Consider the following 17,822-nt stretch of genomic DNA (forward strand, 5'->3'; position numbering starts at 1 on the left):
TTGCAACTCCCTTATGCAAACTTACGCTGTTCGCCTTCACCGTCAACATTGGTAATACAACGTCCGCATAACTCTGGATGCGCTTCGCTTGTACCAACATCTTCACTGTGATGCCAACAACGATCACATTTCGCCGCATCTGTTGCAGCAACTTTAATGAACAAGCCATCGATCTCAGAAGCCACTGAGCCGTCTGGTTGGCTTGATACTACTTCAACATGTGCTTTTGAAGTCAGTAGTACAAAGCGTAGTTCATCTTCTAAGCCTTGAAGTTTTTCAGCTAACTCACCACCTGTGTACAGTGTTACCTCAGCTTGTAGTGTTGCACCAATGACTTCTTCTTTACGTGCGTTCTCTAGTACTCGGTTCACTTCATCACGAACTGTTAACAACTCTTGCCAGAAAGCATTGTCAAGTTGACCACACGTTGCACCAGTAATTCCGTCGTACCAAACATCAGTGAAGACAAACTCACCACGTTCACCTGGCAGTGCTTCCCAAAGCTCTTGCGCTGTAAAGCTCAGGATAGGCGCCATCCAACGGGTCATCGCTTCTGCGATATGATAGAGCGCTGTCTGACATGAACGACGAGCATGGCTATCACTCTTCGCTGTATACTGTCTGTCTTTAATAACATCAAGATAGAATGAGCCTAACTCACCTGTACAGAAGTTCATCAGCTTTTGTGTCACTACTAACATTTGATAGTTGTCGTACGCTTCTACAATTTCACTTTGTAGTTCTGCTGCACGAGACACAATCCAACGATCCAACTCAACCATATCTTCAATTGCAACCGAGTCCGTTGCTGGATTGAAGCCACTTAAATTCGATAGTAAGTAACGACTGGTGTTACGGATACGACGATAACGGTCTGCTGAACGCTTAAAGATCTCGTCAGATACTGTCATTTCAGCCGTGTAATCAGTTGAAGCCACCCATAAACGTAGGATGTCAGCACCTAGTTTATTCATAATGTCTTGTGGTGAAATCACGTTACCTAAAGACTTTGACATCTTGCGGCCGTTTTCATCTACTGTGAAACCGTGCGTTAACACTTGCTTATATGGCGCATGACCGTTAATAGCCACAGACGTCATCATAGATGACATAAACCAACCACGGTGCTGATCCGAGCCTTCTAGGTATAAATCTGCTGGACCAGTTAGCTCCTCTCTTGCATCTACAACACATGCGTGTGTGACACCAGAGTCGAACCACACATCTAATGTATCTTGTACCTTAACGTATTGCTGCGCATCTGCTTCATTTAACAGCGTGCTTGGCTCAAGGTCATACCATGCTTGAATACCAGCTTCATCAACTAAGTCAGCTACTTTTTCGATAAGTGCCTCAGTATCTGGGTGAAGTGCGCCTGTATCTTTATCAACAAACAACGCAATTGGCACACCCCAAGTACGTTGACGAGAAATACACCAATCAGGGCGGCCCTCTACCATGTTTGCAATACGGTTTTCACCCCAAGCTGGGATCCACTGTGTTTTCTCGATTTCTTTCATCGAGTCTTTACGCAAGTCGGCTTGATCCATGCTCACAAACCACTGCGGCGTCGCACGGAAAATAATTGGCGTTTTATGTCTCCAACAATGTGGATAGCTGTGTGTCAATGCATGGTGGTGCATCAACATACCTTTTTCAGTTAATAGCTCAATTACATTTGCGTTCGCTTTGAACACATGCTGGCCTGCAAAAATCGGCGTGTCAGGTAAATACACGCCATTCGCACCTACAGGATTTGCAACCTCTAGGTTATATGCTTGTCCTGCCACAAAGTCTTCTTGACCGTGACCAGGCGCTGTATGAACGATACCAGTACCTGAATCTGTAGTAACGTGCTCACCAAGAATAACTGGCACATTGAATTCATAGAAAGGGTGCGCAACTTCAAGGTTTTCTAATGTGTCACCTTTACAGTAGCCCAGTACGTGATATTGCTTAAAGCCAAAGCGATCAACAGCATCTTTTACTAACTCAGAACCTAGTACCAAGCGCTGCTCTTTACCTTCATCTTCAATTTGGACTAATGCATATTCAAGACCGCCGTGCACTGCGACCGCTCTGTTTGCAGGCAAAGTCCAAGGTGTTGTTGTCCAAATTACAGTGCTGATATCGCCTTTACCCTCATGACCTTCAGCCAAAGAGAACGCTTTTTCAACCGCCGCCGCTTCAGTAAATACAAAGCGCACGTCAATCGCTGGAGACTGTTTATCTTGATATTCAACTTCTGCCTCAGCAAGTGCAGAGCCACAATCAGTACACCAGTGAACAGGTTTTGCACCTTTATGTAAATGACCGTTTTTAATAATGCGGCCTAACACTCGAATGGCGTTCGCTTCAAAATCGAAGTTCATTGTTAGGTAAGGCTTGTCCCAATCACCAAACACGCCCAAGCGTTTGAAATCAGTCTTTTGACCATCTACCTGCTTGCGCGCATACTCGCGGCATTTTTCTCTAAACTCCGCCACTGATACTTTTTTGCCTGGCTTGCCGACCTTTTTCTCTACCATTAACTCAATTGGTAGACCGTGACAGTCCCAACCCGGTACATAAGGTGCATCAAAGTCAGATAGTGTTTTTGACTTAATTATGATGTCTTTTAAAATCTTATTTACTGAGTGACCAAGGTGAATATTACCATTGGCATAAGGAGGGCCATCGTGCAGTATAAATGGCTTTTTACCTTTTTTCGCATTACGAATTTGACCGTATAGGTCTTGCTCATACCATTTTTTAAGCATTTTGGGTTCGCGTTGCGCCAAATTGCCACGCATCGGAAACGATGTTTCCGGTAAATTTAAAGTATGTTTGTAATCGCTCATTTAACTTACTTTCCGTTCGGCTACCTAATTTTAGAAAATACTGCTCTTGCTGCATCGACGTCTGCCGATATTTGCTTTGTCAGATGCGTCAGTGACTCAAATTTTTGTTCATCGCGAAGCTTATGAATAAGCTCCACCTTAATAAATTGACCATAAATATCTTGGTCAAAATCAAATAGGTGTACTTCCAGTAAAGCACGCTTGCCATTTAGCGTCGGCTTGGTACCAACGTTAGCTACACCATGAAAAATCTTACTATTTATATAAACATTGACTGCAAACACACCTTGCACCGGACTCACTTGCCTTTTCAATGCGACATTTGCGGTACGAAAGCCCAGCTCGCGGCCTTTTTTCCAGCCATGAATAACACGACCAGAAATAGCATAAGTATGCCCCAGCATTTCGTGTGCTTTATGAAGGTCACCCTCAGCCAAAGCATTACGAATAAGTGTGCTACTCACTCGACTATTTTGTTGTCTAAAGCTTAGGGTATCCTTAACGTGTACACCAAGCTCTTGACCGATACTAGAAAGCATCGCAAAGTCACCCTTGCGAGCTTTACCAAAGCGAAAATCATCGCCTACAGTTAACGCTTTCACGCCTAACCGTTGATAAAGTACTTCTCTCACAAAGTACTCTGCTTCTAAGTTCGAAAATTTGTCGTTAAAGCTCACACAAATAACACGTTCTATGCCATTTTCAGCGAGTAATGCTAATTTATCTCGCAAACGAGTTAGACGCGCTGGCGCTTTATTCTTGATAAAAAACTCTTGTGGCTGCGGCTCAAACAACATCACTGTGCTTGGTAAATTGTATTTCTCAGCATCCGATTTAAGCCCTTTTAATACCTCGGTATGACCTAAGTGAACACCATCAAAGTTTCCTATAGTCAATACACACCCATAATGATGTGGCCGAATATTATGGATACCCCTGATTAATTGCATACAACGCGTGCCTTTTGCTCGAGTCTTCAAAAAGCTCGATTATACCCAAGTTAGTTAGAAATGCGAGCTATGAAGTCCCCCATTCGCGCCTATTTATTCTTCTATTGTCTTTATTTCTTTTATTGTCGATACCCTGACCCCAAAAATAAACAACACAAAGAAGTACAAAAAAATTGCACACGCCATTAGACAACCTAAAACCCAAAGCTGCGTGATGAGACTCTCACCTTGCCAAACCAAATGCTCTGATAACGAATAAACACACGTCGCCATTATCAATGTTGCCCCTACTGATTTAGCGGCAAACCATAAAGTAAAATGAGACAAGGTATACACATGTTCTTTCTTTAACGCTCGGTATAATAAAAACGCATTACACGTAGCCGACAAAGACGTTGCCAAAGCGAGTCCTAGATACCCTATAAATGGAGCGAGCGCTAGATTAAATATCATGTTCAAAACCAGTGCTATTATACCAATTTTAACTGGTGTTTTAGTATCTTGACGCGCATAAAAACCTGGAGCGAGTACCTTAATCAACATAAAACTCACTAAACCAACACTATATGCAGTGACCCCAGCGCTCACAGCAGCAATGTTATCCACGTCGCTATTTTTAAACTCACCATGACCAAATAATACAGATATGATGAGTGGACTAATCACCATTAAACCACCCATTGCTGGAATGCCGAGCAATAAAACAAACCGCACCCCCCAATCCATAGTATGCTGAAAGTTATCAGCTTTATCGTTAGCATGTAATTTAGATAGGGCAGGTAAAATCACGGTCGCAATGGCGATGCCAAACAACCCCAGTGGAAATTCAATTAATCGATCTGAATAATACAACCATGCGATAGAGCCCGTCATCAAGGCAGCTGCAATAATGGTGTCGAGTAGCAAGTTAATTTGGCTAACTGAAACACCGAAAATAGCCGGCAGCATTAACTTTCTCACTTTTGTAACATGTGGTGCATGCCAAGCAAATGTTGGCTTTGAGAGCATGCCTAATTTGCCTAAAAAAGGAATTTGAAAAGCCAGCTGAACTGCTCCGCCAACAAATACCCCTATAGCTAGCGCGTAGGCACCTTGTTCAAATTTGTCGTGCAAGAATACTGCACAGCTAATTAAGCTCACATTTAATAATACCGGTGTGAATGCAGCAACAGAGAAACGGTTATAAACATTCATAACCGCGCCACAAAGGGCAACCAAAGATACAAAAAATAAATAAGGTATTGTGAATTTGAGTAAAGCACTGGCTAGCACAAACTTTTCCGCACTTTCTCCACCTTGCCACCAATCTAGAAACCAAGTGGCACCAAAAAGCGCCGCCACCACAGGAGAACCGATCACACCTAGCAAAGTCACACACAATAAAATAGTACCAAGTGTGCCTGCAGCCTGTGCGACAAAAATTCTTACTTCATCGTCGCCATGCTTCTCTTTAATTTCAGATAACACAGGAACAAACGCTTGTGCAAAAGCACCCTCAGCAAATAGTCGTCTGAAAAAATTTGGAATTCGATTTGCGAATAAAAAAACATCAGCGGCAAGCCCAGCACCGAGAAGATTTGCAACCACAGCATCACGCACTAAACCGAGAATACGCGATAACATGGTCATGGCACTCACGATAATGCCTGATTTAAATAACCCTTTTGCCACTAAACTTACCCTAACAATTAAAAATCAGCGCCAAGTATGCCATAGACCAGCTAGAACCATAACCATAAAACACGGCTTTCAAATAGAAGCCACCATGCAACATTAAAGCTAGGCTTGAGTTCTGTGTTTTGCTACAATACTCGCATTAATCATCAGCCAGTTGGCTTTTGATTCATAGTCTGTTTACACCGTTGCTGAAGACCAAAGGTTTTGGAAATGGTTTTAACAGGCATAAAAAGGCAGCGCATCATTCGTCTAACCCAATTTGTAGTCATGTCTGATGTGGTAGAGCCGTACTGAAATACTTAGGCCGGGCAGGTTATTTTTTATTGACATTGGATCATAAAACAGGCATAGTCCTCGGCCTTTAAACTAAGCTTATTTTTAAAAGATTGTTAGGAGCATACCTTGGCTAACATCAAGTCTGCAAAAAAACGCGCTATTACTAGCGAAAAGCGTCGTCAGCACAACGCAAGCCGTCGTTCAATGATGCGTACTTACTTCAAAAAAGTTATCGCTGCTATTGAAGCTGGTGATAAAGAAGCTGCACAGCAAGCATTTGCTGTTGCAACTCCAATCCTTGACCGTTACGCAACTAAAGGTCTAATCCACAAAAACAAAGCTGCTCGTCATAAGAGCCGCCTAGCTGCTCAAATCAAAGCGCTATAATCTGTGGAAATGGATATAAAAAAACCGACGTAAGTCGGTTTTTTTATGCCTATCTTTTACTGAGTTACACAACACGTAATCGCGTTACGCTATTTCCAACTTTGGATAGAACTTCTTTAGCATCGCTGCAATTTTTTTCGGTGAGAAAGGCTTTACAACAAACCCTTTAGCCCCGCGCTCGATAGCATCTTTAACGTTATCAACTGTTGAATGCGCCGAAACCATCACAACGTTAATATCCGGATTAATCTGAGCTAATTCAGCAATTAACTCTTTTCCATCTCCATCTGGTAATTCAATATCCAAAAAGACAATATCAAAGTGGCTCTCTTCGCATGCAGCTATGCACTGCTTTGCGGTAGAGGCTTCTTTTACATTGTCAATTCCCAAGTGCATCAATGTCTGATGCAAAAAGCTTCTAACAGTTCCTACATCATCAACAATGAGAATAGAGATTTGTTGTTCCATATCCTTTCCCGTGGGCTAGTAATTAGAAATGCGCTATCATCTATAGCATAGAACTATTATAGAGTCCTGCAACCAAAAGGCTACACCTAAGCATGGCAATTAATCCAAAAAAACAAACACTACTGAATAAAAGTGACTTTCAAAAACAACAAGCAAACAAAAATAAAAAGCGTCGTCTCTCTGCTCAACAAATAAAACGGCAACAAGAGCTTGAACAACAACATGGCCAACAAGGAGCACAAACTGAACCGCCCAAGAAAAGCCTGACAACGCTGATTATAGTTGGAGTCGTAGCACTCATTGCGATACTATTTCCCAAGCCTCAGCTCATCACATATCAAAAACTCAATATGGTAACTCAGAGCGTCTACTGGCCAGGGTTGCCCGGAGTTAAACCTGTTTTATTTGACTCTATTTTGCAGCCAATTAAAGCGTCAGAACGTAATACACTTTATTTGTGTCAAGATGTGTCAAAGCCAGCAACTTGTCAAAAATATGCAATTCTAGAGACCCATGGCTTTATAGCCGCGGTTAAGCACCTCACAATGAATTAGAAAAACTAATCCGAAAGATGTAAAATTACTCGTTTGAGATGACTAAAAAAGCGGCGCATAATGGCGCCCCTTTTTAATCAATTATGGAGTTAATTTAAGATCATGGCTAATGAGTTTGACTGGTTACTGAATAGTTTATTACTGGTACTAGGTTTTGGAGCTCTTTTTATTAATCACAAAACACTACTACGAGCTGCAGCAGCTATAGCCTGTAGCCTACTTTTCGTTTTGTTTAGTCTAGATCTTATGGATACTTCAGTGATTTCAAATCTGGGTCTTATTCTAATAAACTCTTTTTATCTATTTAAGGTGTTCACACTAGAGCACTACGATACTAACTAATTATTGTATAGCTGAGGTGTACATCATCTCAGCTATTTATCATGAATAATATCTATTGAATAAAAGTTAATAACTATTCACCACTAAGCGCGTAAAGTCCCTCCGCGTACGTTTTATGCCATAAATCAGATCACAAAAATATTCGCGTGTAAGAGGCTATTCAAGATCTCATTGATAAGCTAGAATCGTGAAAATTGTCCCTGATTGGAGAATCGTCATGGCGATGACAGATGAAGAGCTATTTTTAGCCTCAATGGGCGATGTTGTACCGTTGGCACAAGACAATCGCGCACAACTCAAACAGCAAAAAAACCAACCTACCGATGCTCAACTCGCTAGGCGAGAAGCCGCGCAAAAGGAACTCGATTTCGATCCCAACTTTTTGTCTACTGAATATGTCGACTTGCTAGACCCTTACGACCAACTTGGATATAAAAAAGACGGAGTGCAAGAAGGGGTATATAAAAACCTAAGATTGGGCAAGTATCAAATTGATGCGACATTAGACCTGCATGGCAAATCATTTTCTGAAGCACGCCAAGCCATGTTTGAATTTGTTACGGACTGTCAAAAACGCAATATCCGTGTTTTATTGATCCGCCATGGCATAGGACTTAAAAGTAAGCCTTTTCCCGCCATTCTAAAAAGCTATTGTAATAAGTGGTTACAAGAAATGCCCAGCGTATTAGCTTTTCATTCTGCCTTGACGTGTCATGGTGGAAGTGGATCTACGTACACACTGCTAAAGAAAAGTGAAGAAAAGAAGATAGAGAACAGAGAAATTCACGCCAAGAGATAAAATTACTTATGGGGCAGCAATGCCCCATAAAACACAGTTACGTACATTCTTCTTGAACATAAATATACGTATGTGACGTGGTATCTGCAGCTTGTGCTTGGTTAAACCAAGCTGAAACACCTAACGCGAGTACAGAAATAACGACAAAAGAGAGTTTGACACCACCTTGACCGTTTTTCATTTTAATTTCCCGTCTTATTATTGTTTTTTTCCTAACATACTGAATATAAAAAGATGTCTCAATATGTTTTTATATACAGTAATTTTGTAAAAAAGAATAACTATTACTTACATTTACTTACAAATCATATAGTTACTTTTACACTCATGAAATCATTCATCAGCGCCATCAACATGAGAGAATTTCAGTCAAAAATAATTCTTTTTCATTATCGCTCACGCTTAGTACCCTTTAGATACATCGATGCCATTTTTAATGGGCATATCTGATATACAAGCTTGAATATTATCTACAATTTGCGCAACAACTGTATCTAAACTAGTGACAGCCGCAATATGGGGTGTTACGGTCACCTTTGGGTGCTCCCAAAATGGGTGTGTTTTGGGCAATGGCTCCTGAGCAAATACATCTAAAACCGCACTGCCAAGCTCCTCCATATCAATCGCTTCAATTAGCTCTTTCTCATTCAAATGCTGACCTCGTGCAACATTGATTAATAGGCAATCGTTTGATACATGCTGGAACAATTGTCTATTTAGTATCCCATGTGTTGCCTCTGTTAACGGGAGTAAACACACCAAATAATCAAGCTCTGAAGCAAAAGATGCTAGTTGTGCTTCACCTGAGTAACACTCGATATTATTCAGTACTTTAGCGCTTCTAGACCAACCCCTTACTGCAAAACCATTGTCTGACAAACGCTGCGCCACAACTCTACCAAGCTCACCTAACCCTAAAACACCTGCTGCTATACCCTTTCTGGCACGGCGAGGTTTCCAGTTTTGCTTAGCCTGCTCTACCAAGTAGTTTTGATGCCTAAGTTTATGAGCAAGTACATGAGAAAGTATATATTCCGCCATATCATCACTTAATTTAGGGTCAACGATTCTCGCAACTTCTACTGATTCTGGAAGCAGATCCATTGGAATACCATCGACACCAGCACCAAAAGATTGGACAACCTTTAAATTGGGCAATTGCTGCCACAATTCCAATGGTGCGTTCCAGGCCAAAACAAACTCTACATCATCAAGATCACCACAATGCGGCCACAACTTTAACTCCACATCAGGCAACATCTCCCTCAGCTGCGCCATAAGCTTTTCATTATTACGCCCAGTTATACAAACTAATACCGACATACTCTATCCCTACTCCAGATAAATGATTCGCGCAGCAGAGTATACCTTTTAGCAGTGCGGTGACGATAGTGTACGATCTCCATAAAACTGACATACCAACGCAACCAGATTGTCACATTAGCTTTTTAATCTGCTATAAACACAGTCGTAGAGAAATATTATGATCAGCGTTGATAAAGTGATCGAAGCCAACCTACCACAACTAGAAAACTCACCTAAAGTAAAGGGGTTAGTAAAAAAAGGGTTAGGTTACCTATTACACGAGCAGGAATTTGTCGCATTCGCTGACACGTACCCGCATTTAGAGGGCCTTGAGTTTGTCGAGCAAGTACTGGAAGAGTTAGACTTTGACGCGCGATTCAAACCAAAACAAATTGAGCACATACCTAGCGAAGGCAGCGTTGTGATTGTCGCCAATCATCCAATAGGCTCTTTGGATGCCCTAGCACTTATTAAAGTTTTGGCCAAGGCGCGACCTGACTTAAAAGTCGTCGCAAATCGTATGTTAATGTCAATTACGCCTATGCATTCATTGTTATTACCCGTTGACAATCTATCAAACGCCAGCCGAAAACAAGAACTTGCCAATATACAAAAGCACCTTAAAGCTGAAGGAGCCTTACTTATTTTCCCTGCAGGAGAAGTGTCACGCCTGGGCCCTACTGGGATCAAAGACTGTAAGTGGAACACGGGGTTTTTACGCATGGCAAAAAAAGCCAACTGCCCAATCTTGCCTATTTATATTAAAGCCAAAAACAGCCCTTTATTTTATGGTACATCCATGATTTATAAGCCTTTGGCAAGTTTATTACTGGTCAAAGAAATGTTTAAACAGCGCCAAAAGTCTTTAGAATTTGAAATCGGAGCCAGCATCCCTCCAGAATCATACCGTTTAGACAACCTTAAAGATAAAGAGATCGTTGCACTTATTCGCAAGCAACTCTATCGACTCAACAGTAAAAAAACACTGCCATTAAAAACACAGACCCCAATAGCGGTGCCTGAATGTAAAAAAGAGCTAAAAAGTGCGATTGAACAATGTGAACGTCTAGGTGAAACAGCTGATGGAATGCAAATATATTTGTATCAATATGCTGGCAGCTCTCCTATATTTCGAGAACTCGGTCGCTTACGTGAAATTGCATTTAGAGCCGTTGGCGAAGGCAGCGGTAAACGACGTGATACCGACAAATATGACATGTATTACCAACAACTTGTATTGTGGGATGCCAAACAACTTGAGCTCGTTGGCGCTTACCGCTTAGCCAGCGCAAAACAAGTTATCAACCAGTACGGTGAGAAAGGGTTATATACAAGCAGTTTATTTTCGTACACCAGCGAAATGACACCGTATTTCAATCAAGGTCTAGAACTTGGCAGAAGCTTTGTGCAACCAAAATATTGGGGCAGAAAAAGCTTGGATTACCTTTGGTATGGGATTGGTGCCTTTATCCAGCGCTACCCTGAACACAGGTATTTATTCGGCCCAGTCAGTTTATCCAATGCGCTGCCGGATAAAGCAAAAGCCATGTTGGTATATCACTATCAGCATTATTTCTCAGAATTAGAGAGTTTGGCTCACCCTAACAATGAATTTAAGCTGTCACAATCTCAGCTCGATACTTGCAGTAACCTGTTTTCAGGTGAAGATATAAAAGAAGATTTTGCTGAGCTTAAACACATACTGGCAAATATGGGCGCACAGGTTCCAACGCTTTTTAAGCAATATACCGAATTGTGTGAACAAAGTGGCGTCAACTTTTTAAGCTTCAGCATTGACCCTGACTTCAATAATTGTATCGATGGACTGGTACTTGTAGATTTAACTAAATTAAAAGCAAATAAAGCCAAACGTTATCTTGGCGAAAATATTTACCACTCATAAGTAGGTTTAACACGTCTGAAGAATAGAAAGGTTAAGACAAAATCCTTGCAACCCAGTTGCAATTTTTTATACTGGCGCTCGGTCTTCATATATAACAACGCAGATTAAGCGCCTGTAATGATTAAATCTCTCTTTAATATCATCGTTTTTATTGTCATCTTTGCTGCGGTTTTAGCGTATCAAGAACTTGGTATGCTGGAAGATGATGGAAGACAATCCGCCCCCTACTTCTCATTACCCTTACTAGAGAATGTGGCTCAACGCTATGACATTAGTCAACTTCAAGGGGAGCGTTCCGTCATCTATTTCTTCGCACCTTGGTGTAACATTTGTCGCTACAGTATGCCAAATATCGATAAACTCCACCGCCAAGGGAAAGTGAATGCGGTTGCCATCGCTTTAGACTTTCAAAGTGCCGAAGAAGTTAAGGCCTTTAGCAAAGACTTAAACTTATCAATGCCGGTATTGTTAGGCAACCGAAAAACAGCGCAAGATTACAAAATAAAAGCCTACCCAACTTACTATGTTATGGATACGAAACTTAAAGTCATTGAGCGATCTATTGGTTACTCAAGCGAACTTGGGATCCGCCTTCGCCTGTAAGAAAGTGTATAACTGAAATACATTTTCTTACCCAAATCCGCAATAAATCAACGCTTTTAGCCCGTACACTGTCGTCAAATTTAAAGTTACTCACTGCCACAGGGACTCGACGATGCTTGCTTTTACTGCGAAAAAACGCTTTATTTTATCTCCAATCATGCTGTGTATGGCGATGTCTGTGCATGCTCAAACCAAAAAAGATGACATTGAGCATATAGAAGTCATTTATAAACGCAGCTCAATTACATCAGAAATTACAGAGGATACGGAAAAGCTTATTGAAATGCCCGGCGCATTGGGCGACCCGCTACGTGCTGTTTTTGCACTGCCCGGTGTAGTAGCTGCTGGCGGTTCAATGAGTGAACCCGCTGTCAGAGGCTCATCACCCAGTGACAACATGTTTGAAGTCGACTTTATGCCAGCTGGGTATATTTTCCACGATTTTGGCAGCTCAATTTTCAACCGCCATATTATTCAAGACTTTCAATTGTATTCCGCAGGTTACGGTGCTGGCTACAGTAATGCCACTGGTGCAGTTTTTGACGTCACCTTGAGAAATCCAAAGTATCAGCCAATTACCACCACTTTAGACTTTTCGATGTTTAATGCAGGCTTTTTTGTAGAAGGTCAGGCTACTGAAACTACAGCGTTTTATGTCTCCGGCAGAAAAAGCACACTGCCTTTGTTTTTCAGTGAAGGTGAAGAGTTAGAGGATGATGATGGCGAACCGTCAGGGGTGACCATTAACGACGCACCAGATGACCATGACTATCAGGGCAAATTTTTGTGGGACATTAATAACAATAATACCCTTACTTTTAATTTTACCGGCGCTGAGGACTCCGCCGCTGCGGGTTTTAGTGAGCGAGCTGAAATCGCACAAAAAACGCCTGAATTTCAGGGTGATGCTCGATTTATCAGGGACTTTAATAGTCAGAGCATACTTTGGGATCACTACAGCAAAAAGTTTCACTTAAGAGTCGGTATTGGCGCACTGGATCATTCTGGGCGACTAGAATTTGGCAAACAACCAAACAATTTAAGCGGATTTTTTGAACAAGAAGGTGAAAAGCAACTTACCTATAAAGCACGCCTAAACTATACCGTTAACCCACAGCACAGATTTGTATTTGACGCGGCCTACTTTGATAATGAAACGTCTTATGAATATGACACATTTCAATATTTGTGTACTGAAATTGACCCAGATTGTGACCTGAAAAAAGGTGAACGTATTTCCGGTAAGCGTACCATAGATCTGGACTCGGGCTTTGTTGGTATCACACACATTTGGCAACCGCATGAAGACTGGCAAACCGAAGTCGGCGTCCAAAGCCAGCATAACCGCTATACCGATGAAACATTTACGTCGCCTCGTGTCGCCATTAATTACTATGTGACACCAAATAGTGTGATCAGCGCTAAGGTGGGTCGCTATAACCGCATGCAAGATGTTGAATATATTCTGCCCGAGATAGGCAATCCCGCCCTCAAATCACAAGTTGCGACACACAGCACTCTTGGGTTTAGGCAAGTGCTTGAAGATGAATGGTCTTGGTCTATTGAAGGCTATTATAAAACCATGGAAGATTTACCACTGGCAATCGACGCTGGCAACGATGCTCACCTTTTATATAGCAACCAAGTTGAAGGACGCGCCTATGGTGTTGACCTTTTAGTCAATAAGAACAAAACCGACAACTGGTATGGCTGGGTTGCGCTGAGCTACGCAAAAAGCGAGCGCACGGACTTACGCCGCAATATCACACGAGATTACTACGCAGATACACCTCTTGTATTTAACGCCGTTTTGAATTACGACATCAATGAACTTTGGCAAGGTGGATTTAATTTTACCGCACGCAGTGGGCAAGCTTATACCCCGATAGTCGGTGTTAGAGAAAACCCAGATCATGCTGGACGCTTTTTACCTGTTTATGGCGACCCGTTTTCTGAGCGCTTCAAGACTTACCACAGATTAGATGTGCGATTTGAAAGAAAGACTACCGTGTTTGGCTTAGAGGGTAAATTGATACTTGAGCTTATGAATGCCTATGGTCAAGACAATGTCGCCTACATTGATTTAGATTACGACAAAATCACGTCAGTGAATGACCTACATATAAAAGAAGAAAATGACGACTTTGAAATGCGCCCTTCAATTGGTTTTAGTGTGACTTTTTAATATAACGCCGTCATCTACACTGACAAACCCATATGATGGCTTGCGCTTTCCTGATAAAGGCGTGGCGAGCAAGCAATTGCCTCTTGCGTTTTTCGCCATCGCCTTGCATGATCCGCTCCTTAAACATGTCGGAGTATTATCATGCCTAAAGCTTGCGCGTATCACATCTTAGTCAAAACAGAAAAAGAATGCTTAGCCATCAAAGCCAAACTCGCAAAAGGGGGAGATTTTAATAAGCTAGCAAAACAGCATTCAACATGCCCTTCAAAAAAACGGGGCGGCGACCTTGGAGAGTTTAATAAAGGCGATATGGTAAAAGCCTTTGACGACGTGGTATTCAAAAAGCCACTCTATGAGGTGCATGGCCCCATTAAAACCAAATTTGGCTTTCACTTAATCAAAACAGTATATCGTTCATAAAACAACATTCAGCCTCCCCTTCTTTTCAAATCGAAAAAACAGATTGGTGTAATAGCTTTTAATCAATTTTAATTACAGCGTACTCAACTATACTGAGTGTCATTAAAATCAATGAGAGAGTTATTACTATGTTTACTGTTATTTTTGGTCGAGAAGGTTGTCCTTATTGTGTACGTGCAAAAGAACTAGCAACACGTTTAAAAGACGAGCGTGACGACTTCAATTTTCGCTATATCGATATTAACAAAGAAGGGATCAGTAAGGCTGACCTAGAAAAGTCTGCTGGCAAGCCATGTAACACAGTGCCACAAATATTTGTTGACCAGGATCACATTGGTGGATTTGATGATTTTGAGGCCTATGCCAAGGCAAATTTAGGGTTATATCAGTAACCCTAAAAAAATTACAGTTTATTTTTTGACCAATTTCAACCACCTACAAATTTAGTGCCAATTTATACAAGCAATTATCTTTTCTTTACTGTACAATGCCGCCTCTTTTAAATTGTTGAGGCGCATTAATGTCAGAACCAGTAACGTTTGAATCTTTAGACCTTTCTCCTGCAATCCTAAAAGCAGTCGAAGAGCTAGGGTATCAATCACCTTCTGAGATCCAGGCTCAATGTATACCGTTATTGCTAGAAAGAAAGGACGTGCTGGGACTAGCGCAAACGGGTACGGGCAAGACGGCAGCTTTCGCACTGCCGCTATTAAACAATGTTGACGCATCCGTTAAGCAACCACAAATTTTAGTACTGACTCCGACTCGTGAACTTGCATTGCAAGTTGCTGAGGCATTCGAGCAGTATGCTAAGTACACCAGAGGCGTAGAAGTACTTGCGCTATATGGTGGACAAAGCTATGGCGTGCAGTTAAGTGCACTTCGCCGTGGCGCACAGATCATCGTGGCAACTCCGGGGCGTTTAATCGACCATATCAACCGTAAGACCATTGATCTATCAAACCTAAATGCATTGGTATTAGATGAAGCTGATGAAATGCTACGCATGGGCTTTATCGATGATGTTGAAAGCATCATGGAAAAAACACCAGAAGAAAAGCAAACATGCCTTTTCTCTGCAACTATGCCAAAGCAGATCCAATCTATTTGTTCTAAGTACTTAGATAACGCAGAGCAAGTAAAAATCACACCACGTAACTCAACTGTTGACACAATTGAGCAGGTTTACTGGCGTGCAACAACACATAAAAACAAAGCAATCGTGCGTTTCTTAGAAGCGGAAGATTATGATGCTTCTATCGTGTTTGTACGTACTCGTAACGATACTGTTCAGCTCGCTGAGCTGCTTGAGCGTGAAGGTTTCTCTGCTGCACCACTCAATGGTGACATGAACCAACAGGCACGTGAGCGTACAGTTGAAAGACTGAAAAGTGGTTTACTAGATATCGTTATCGCAACAGACGTTGCAGCACGTGGTCTAGATGTTGACCGCCTAAGCCTAGTTATCAACTACGATATCCCACAAGACAGCGAAGCATACGTACACCGTATTGGTCGTACTGGTCGTGCGGGTCGTAAAGGTAAGGCTATCTTGTTCGTAAAAGGTAACGAGCGTTACTTACTACGTAACATCATGCGTCATACTCGCTCAGACATCGAGCAAGTAGAGCTTCCAAGTGCAAAAATCGTTGAGCAAAAGCGTATTGAAGCACTTCAAAACAAGCTTAGCATGTCACTTGATCACAAAGACATTGAGTTCTTCAGTGAAGTTGCTCAGGGCCTGAGTGAAAAGCTAGAGCTAAGCCAAGAACAACTTGCAGCTGCACTACTTTGTCTAGCACAGCAACAGTCTCCGCTTAAAGTTGAAGAAATTAAAGTTCAACAACGCGAGCGTCGTGACCGTGATGGTAACCGTGACCGCCGTGATGACAGGCGCGGTGAACGTGGCGACAAGCGTGGTGAACGTGGCGACAGAAAAGGCCGTCGCAATAGCTCAGAGCCAATGGATACTTACCGCATTGAAGTGGGTCGTGAGCACGGTGTTCAGGTTAAGAACATTGTGGGCGCAATCGCTAACGAAGCAGATATCTCAAGCAAATTTATCGGTGAAATCCGTCTATTTGATGAGCACAGCACCGTTCAGCTTCCACAGGATATGCCTGCTGAAACGCTAACACACTTCCAAGGTGTTCATATTTGTCAACGTCCAATGAAGATGACTAAGAGCACACACCCTGCAGATCAGGCGCGTGGCAATGGTAATCGTCGTGAAGGTGGCAGACGCTTTGAAGAGCGTGGTGATCGCCGTGATGGTGGCAGGCGTTCTGAAGGTCGTGACGGTGGTAAGCGTAGCTTCAGAGATCCTCGCAGCGACAAACGTCGTGACGGTAACAGAGATGGTAACCGTGACAACAGACGTAAAGAGCGTGGTGAGCGCAACGAAATCAACTTCTCATAAGTTGTAACCGTTATTGATAAAAGCCGCTGACTCAGCGGCTTTTTTGTTTTGTTGATCCGTCCCATTTTGCATTATCACTTTTTCAAACCGCCCTACCCAACCAGCCTCTAGGGTCAAACCTAAAATAGCTTACTAGCAGATTAAATAGCTCAGGGTTTTCTTGCTTGATCTCAACGGTTTTTCAATGAAGGTCTCCGTTAAACTGCAAAATATTCTGCCTCATTGGTCGCATCGTATTCATGGATAAAGCAGACAATGCATTTGATACACAAGGTTCAACCTTTTTATGTTTGCCAGTTTTGTACAGTCCTACCCAACCAGTCTCTAGGGTCAAACCTAAAATAACTCACTAACAGGTTAAACAGCTCTGGGGTTTCTTGCTTGAGCTCAACGGGTTTTTCGATGAAGGTCTCCGTTAACACCGCAAAATATTCTACCTCATTAATCGCACCGTATTCATTAATAACGCAGACGACGCATTTGATGCGCAGGCTTGAACCTTTTTGTGTTTGCCAGTTTTACACAGCCCTACCCAACCAGTCTCTAGGGTCAAACCTAAAATAACTCACTAACAGGTTAAACAGCTCTGGGTTTTCTTGCTTGAGCTCAACGGGTTTTTCGATGAAGGTCTCCGTTAACACTGCAAAATATTCTGCCTCATTAGTCGCACCGTATTCATGAATAACGCAGACGA

Annotated in this window: 17 protein-coding genes and 1 pseudogene; 10 read left to right on the top strand and 8 right to left on the bottom strand. The window is 42.1% G+C overall.

Annotation, left to right across the window (positions count from 1 at the left end; translation table 11 throughout):
- Positions 1 to 11 precede the first annotated feature (11 nt).
- The 3 genes from ileS to murJ all read right to left on the bottom strand — a co-directional run bounded on the left by ileS (position 12) and on the right by murJ (position 5,461).
- Positions 12 to 2,840: an isoleucine--tRNA ligase gene (gene ileS / locus S4054249_RS15985; protein ID WP_046354709.1), complete on the bottom strand. Its 2,829-nt coding sequence runs from the start codon at positions 2,838 to 2,840 to the stop codon at positions 12 to 14.
- Between the two features lie 20 nt (positions 2,841 to 2,860).
- Positions 2,861 to 3,790, bottom strand: a complete 930-nt coding sequence (gene ribF / locus S4054249_RS15990; protein WP_046354708.1) for a bifunctional riboflavin kinase/FAD synthetase — start codon at positions 3,788 to 3,790, stop codon at positions 2,861 to 2,863.
- 93 nt (positions 3,791 to 3,883) lie between these two features.
- Entirely contained in the window at positions 3,884 to 5,461 is a 1,578-nt protein-coding gene (murJ, locus tag S4054249_RS15995; RefSeq protein WP_080928282.1) for a murein biosynthesis integral membrane protein MurJ, read from the bottom strand.
- 408 nt (positions 5,462 to 5,869) lie between these two features.
- Here murJ and rpsT point away from each other — a divergent pair, with 408 nt between their 5' ends.
- Positions 5,870 to 6,130, top strand: a complete 261-nt coding sequence (rpsT, locus tag S4054249_RS16000; RefSeq protein ID WP_046354707.1) for a 30S ribosomal protein S20 — start codon at positions 5,870 to 5,872, stop codon at positions 6,128 to 6,130.
- A gap of 84 nt (positions 6,131 to 6,214) precedes the next feature.
- Here rpsT and S4054249_RS16005 read toward each other — a convergent pair whose 3' ends face one another.
- Positions 6,215 to 6,598 (bottom strand): response regulator, encoded by a 384-nt coding sequence (locus tag S4054249_RS16005; protein ID WP_046354706.1) that lies wholly within the window; start codon positions 6,596 to 6,598, stop codon positions 6,215 to 6,217.
- A gap of 92 nt (positions 6,599 to 6,690) precedes the next feature.
- Here S4054249_RS16005 and S4054249_RS16010 point away from each other — a divergent pair, with 92 nt between their 5' ends.
- The 3 genes from S4054249_RS16010 (at position 6,691) to smrA (ending at position 8,293) form a co-directional block, all read left to right on the top strand.
- Positions 6,691 to 7,152 (top strand): hypothetical protein, encoded by a 462-nt coding sequence (locus S4054249_RS16010; protein WP_046354705.1) that lies wholly within the window; start codon positions 6,691 to 6,693, stop codon positions 7,150 to 7,152.
- Between the two features lie 102 nt (positions 7,153 to 7,254).
- Positions 7,255 to 7,494: a hypothetical protein gene (locus S4054249_RS26965; protein ID WP_046354704.1), complete on the top strand. Its 240-nt coding sequence runs from the start codon at positions 7,255 to 7,257 to the stop codon at positions 7,492 to 7,494.
- Between the two features lie 217 nt (positions 7,495 to 7,711).
- The gene (gene smrA / locus S4054249_RS16020; protein WP_046354703.1) at positions 7,712 to 8,293 is read left to right on the top strand and encodes a DNA endonuclease SmrA; all 582 of its coding nucleotides are present in this window, start codon (positions 7,712 to 7,714) and stop codon (positions 8,291 to 8,293) included.
- A 37-nt stretch (positions 8,294 to 8,330) separates the two neighbouring features.
- Here the strand turns inward: smrA and S4054249_RS26635 are convergent, their stop codons facing one another.
- Both S4054249_RS26635 and S4054249_RS16025 read right to left on the bottom strand, forming a co-directional pair.
- Complete coding sequence (locus tag S4054249_RS26635; protein ID WP_167354849.1) at positions 8,331 to 8,474, bottom strand: hypothetical protein; 144 nt, start codon at positions 8,472 to 8,474, stop codon at positions 8,331 to 8,333.
- A gap of 221 nt (positions 8,475 to 8,695) precedes the next feature.
- Positions 8,696 to 9,616, bottom strand: coding sequence for a 2-hydroxyacid dehydrogenase (locus tag S4054249_RS16025; protein ID WP_046354702.1), 921 nt, complete (start codon positions 9,614 to 9,616; stop codon positions 8,696 to 8,698).
- 160 nt (positions 9,617 to 9,776) lie between these two features.
- Here S4054249_RS16025 and S4054249_RS16030 point away from each other — a divergent pair, with 160 nt between their 5' ends.
- The 6 genes from S4054249_RS16030 (at position 9,777) to S4054249_RS16055 (ending at position 17,128) form a co-directional block, all read left to right on the top strand.
- Positions 9,777 to 11,501, top strand: coding sequence for a GNAT family N-acyltransferase (locus tag S4054249_RS16030; RefSeq protein WP_046354701.1), 1,725 nt, complete (start codon positions 9,777 to 9,779; stop codon positions 11,499 to 11,501).
- A gap of 117 nt (positions 11,502 to 11,618) precedes the next feature.
- Entirely contained in the window at positions 11,619 to 12,104 is a 486-nt protein-coding gene (locus S4054249_RS16035) for a TlpA family protein disulfide reductase (RefSeq protein ID WP_046354700.1), read from the top strand.
- A gap of 112 nt (positions 12,105 to 12,216) precedes the next feature.
- The gene (locus tag S4054249_RS16040) at positions 12,217 to 14,289 is read left to right on the top strand and encodes a TonB-dependent receptor plug domain-containing protein (protein ID WP_046354699.1); all 2,073 of its coding nucleotides are present in this window, start codon (positions 12,217 to 12,219) and stop codon (positions 14,287 to 14,289) included.
- A gap of 141 nt (positions 14,290 to 14,430) precedes the next feature.
- Positions 14,431 to 14,709, top strand: a complete 279-nt coding sequence (locus S4054249_RS16045; protein WP_046354698.1) for a peptidylprolyl isomerase — start codon at positions 14,431 to 14,433, stop codon at positions 14,707 to 14,709.
- Positions 14,710 to 14,837: 128 nt separating this feature from the next.
- A complete protein-coding gene (locus S4054249_RS16050; protein WP_039608642.1) occupies positions 14,838 to 15,101 on the top strand; it encodes a GrxA family glutaredoxin in 264 nt (87 codons plus the stop codon).
- Between the two features lie 128 nt (positions 15,102 to 15,229).
- Entirely contained in the window at positions 15,230 to 17,128 is a 1,899-nt protein-coding gene (locus S4054249_RS16055; protein WP_046354697.1) for a DEAD/DEAH box helicase, read from the top strand.
- A gap of 284 nt (positions 17,129 to 17,412) precedes the next feature.
- On the opposite strand, the gene S4054249_RS26060 is transcribed toward S4054249_RS16055, so the two are convergent.
- Together S4054249_RS26060 and S4054249_RS26065 are read right to left on the bottom strand one after the other, a co-directional pair.
- A complete protein-coding gene (locus S4054249_RS26060; RefSeq protein WP_430522134.1) occupies positions 17,413 to 17,550 on the bottom strand; it encodes a hypothetical protein in 138 nt (45 codons plus the stop codon).
- 96 nt (positions 17,551 to 17,646) lie between these two features.
- Positions 17,647 to 17,814: pseudogene (locus S4054249_RS26065) on the bottom strand (zinc-dependent peptidase); the annotation flags it as partial.
- Positions 17,815 to 17,822 lie beyond the last annotated feature (8 nt).

The organism is Pseudoalteromonas luteoviolacea, from assembly GCF_001750165.1.
GTDB lineage: Bacteria > Pseudomonadota > Gammaproteobacteria > Enterobacterales > Alteromonadaceae > Pseudoalteromonas > Pseudoalteromonas luteoviolacea_G.

Excerpts from the sequence above, each read along its gene's own strand:
- ileS (WP_046354709.1), bottom strand. The coding sequence starts at position 2,840 with ATGAGCGATTACAAACATACTTTAAATTTACCGGAAACATCGTTTCCG.
- ribF (WP_046354708.1), bottom strand. The coding sequence starts at position 3,790 with ATGCAATTAATCAGGGGTATCCATAATATTCGGCCACATCATTATGGG.
- S4054249_RS16005 (WP_046354706.1), bottom strand. The coding sequence starts at position 6,598 with ATGGAACAACAAATCTCTATTCTCATTGTTGATGATGTAGGAACTGTT.
- S4054249_RS16010 (WP_046354705.1), top strand. The coding sequence starts at position 6,691 with ATGGCAATTAATCCAAAAAAACAAACACTACTGAATAAAAGTGACTTT.
- S4054249_RS26965 (WP_046354704.1), top strand. The coding sequence starts at position 7,255 with ATGGCTAATGAGTTTGACTGGTTACTGAATAGTTTATTACTGGTACTA.
- smrA (WP_046354703.1), top strand. The coding sequence starts at position 7,712 with ATGGCGATGACAGATGAAGAGCTATTTTTAGCCTCAATGGGCGATGTT.
- S4054249_RS26635 (WP_167354849.1), bottom strand. The coding sequence starts at position 8,474 with ATGAAAAACGGTCAAGGTGGTGTCAAACTCTCTTTTGTCGTTATTTCT.
- S4054249_RS16025 (WP_046354702.1), bottom strand. The coding sequence starts at position 9,616 with ATGTCGGTATTAGTTTGTATAACTGGGCGTAATAATGAAAAGCTTATG.
- S4054249_RS16030 (WP_046354701.1), top strand. The coding sequence starts at position 9,777 with ATGATCAGCGTTGATAAAGTGATCGAAGCCAACCTACCACAACTAGAA.
- S4054249_RS16035 (WP_046354700.1), top strand. The coding sequence starts at position 11,619 with ATGATTAAATCTCTCTTTAATATCATCGTTTTTATTGTCATCTTTGCT.
- S4054249_RS16040 (WP_046354699.1), top strand. The coding sequence starts at position 12,217 with ATGCTTGCTTTTACTGCGAAAAAACGCTTTATTTTATCTCCAATCATG.
- S4054249_RS16045 (WP_046354698.1), top strand. The coding sequence starts at position 14,431 with ATGCCTAAAGCTTGCGCGTATCACATCTTAGTCAAAACAGAAAAAGAA.
- S4054249_RS16050 (WP_039608642.1), top strand. The coding sequence starts at position 14,838 with ATGTTTACTGTTATTTTTGGTCGAGAAGGTTGTCCTTATTGTGTACGT.
- S4054249_RS16055 (WP_046354697.1), top strand. The coding sequence starts at position 15,230 with ATGTCAGAACCAGTAACGTTTGAATCTTTAGACCTTTCTCCTGCAATC.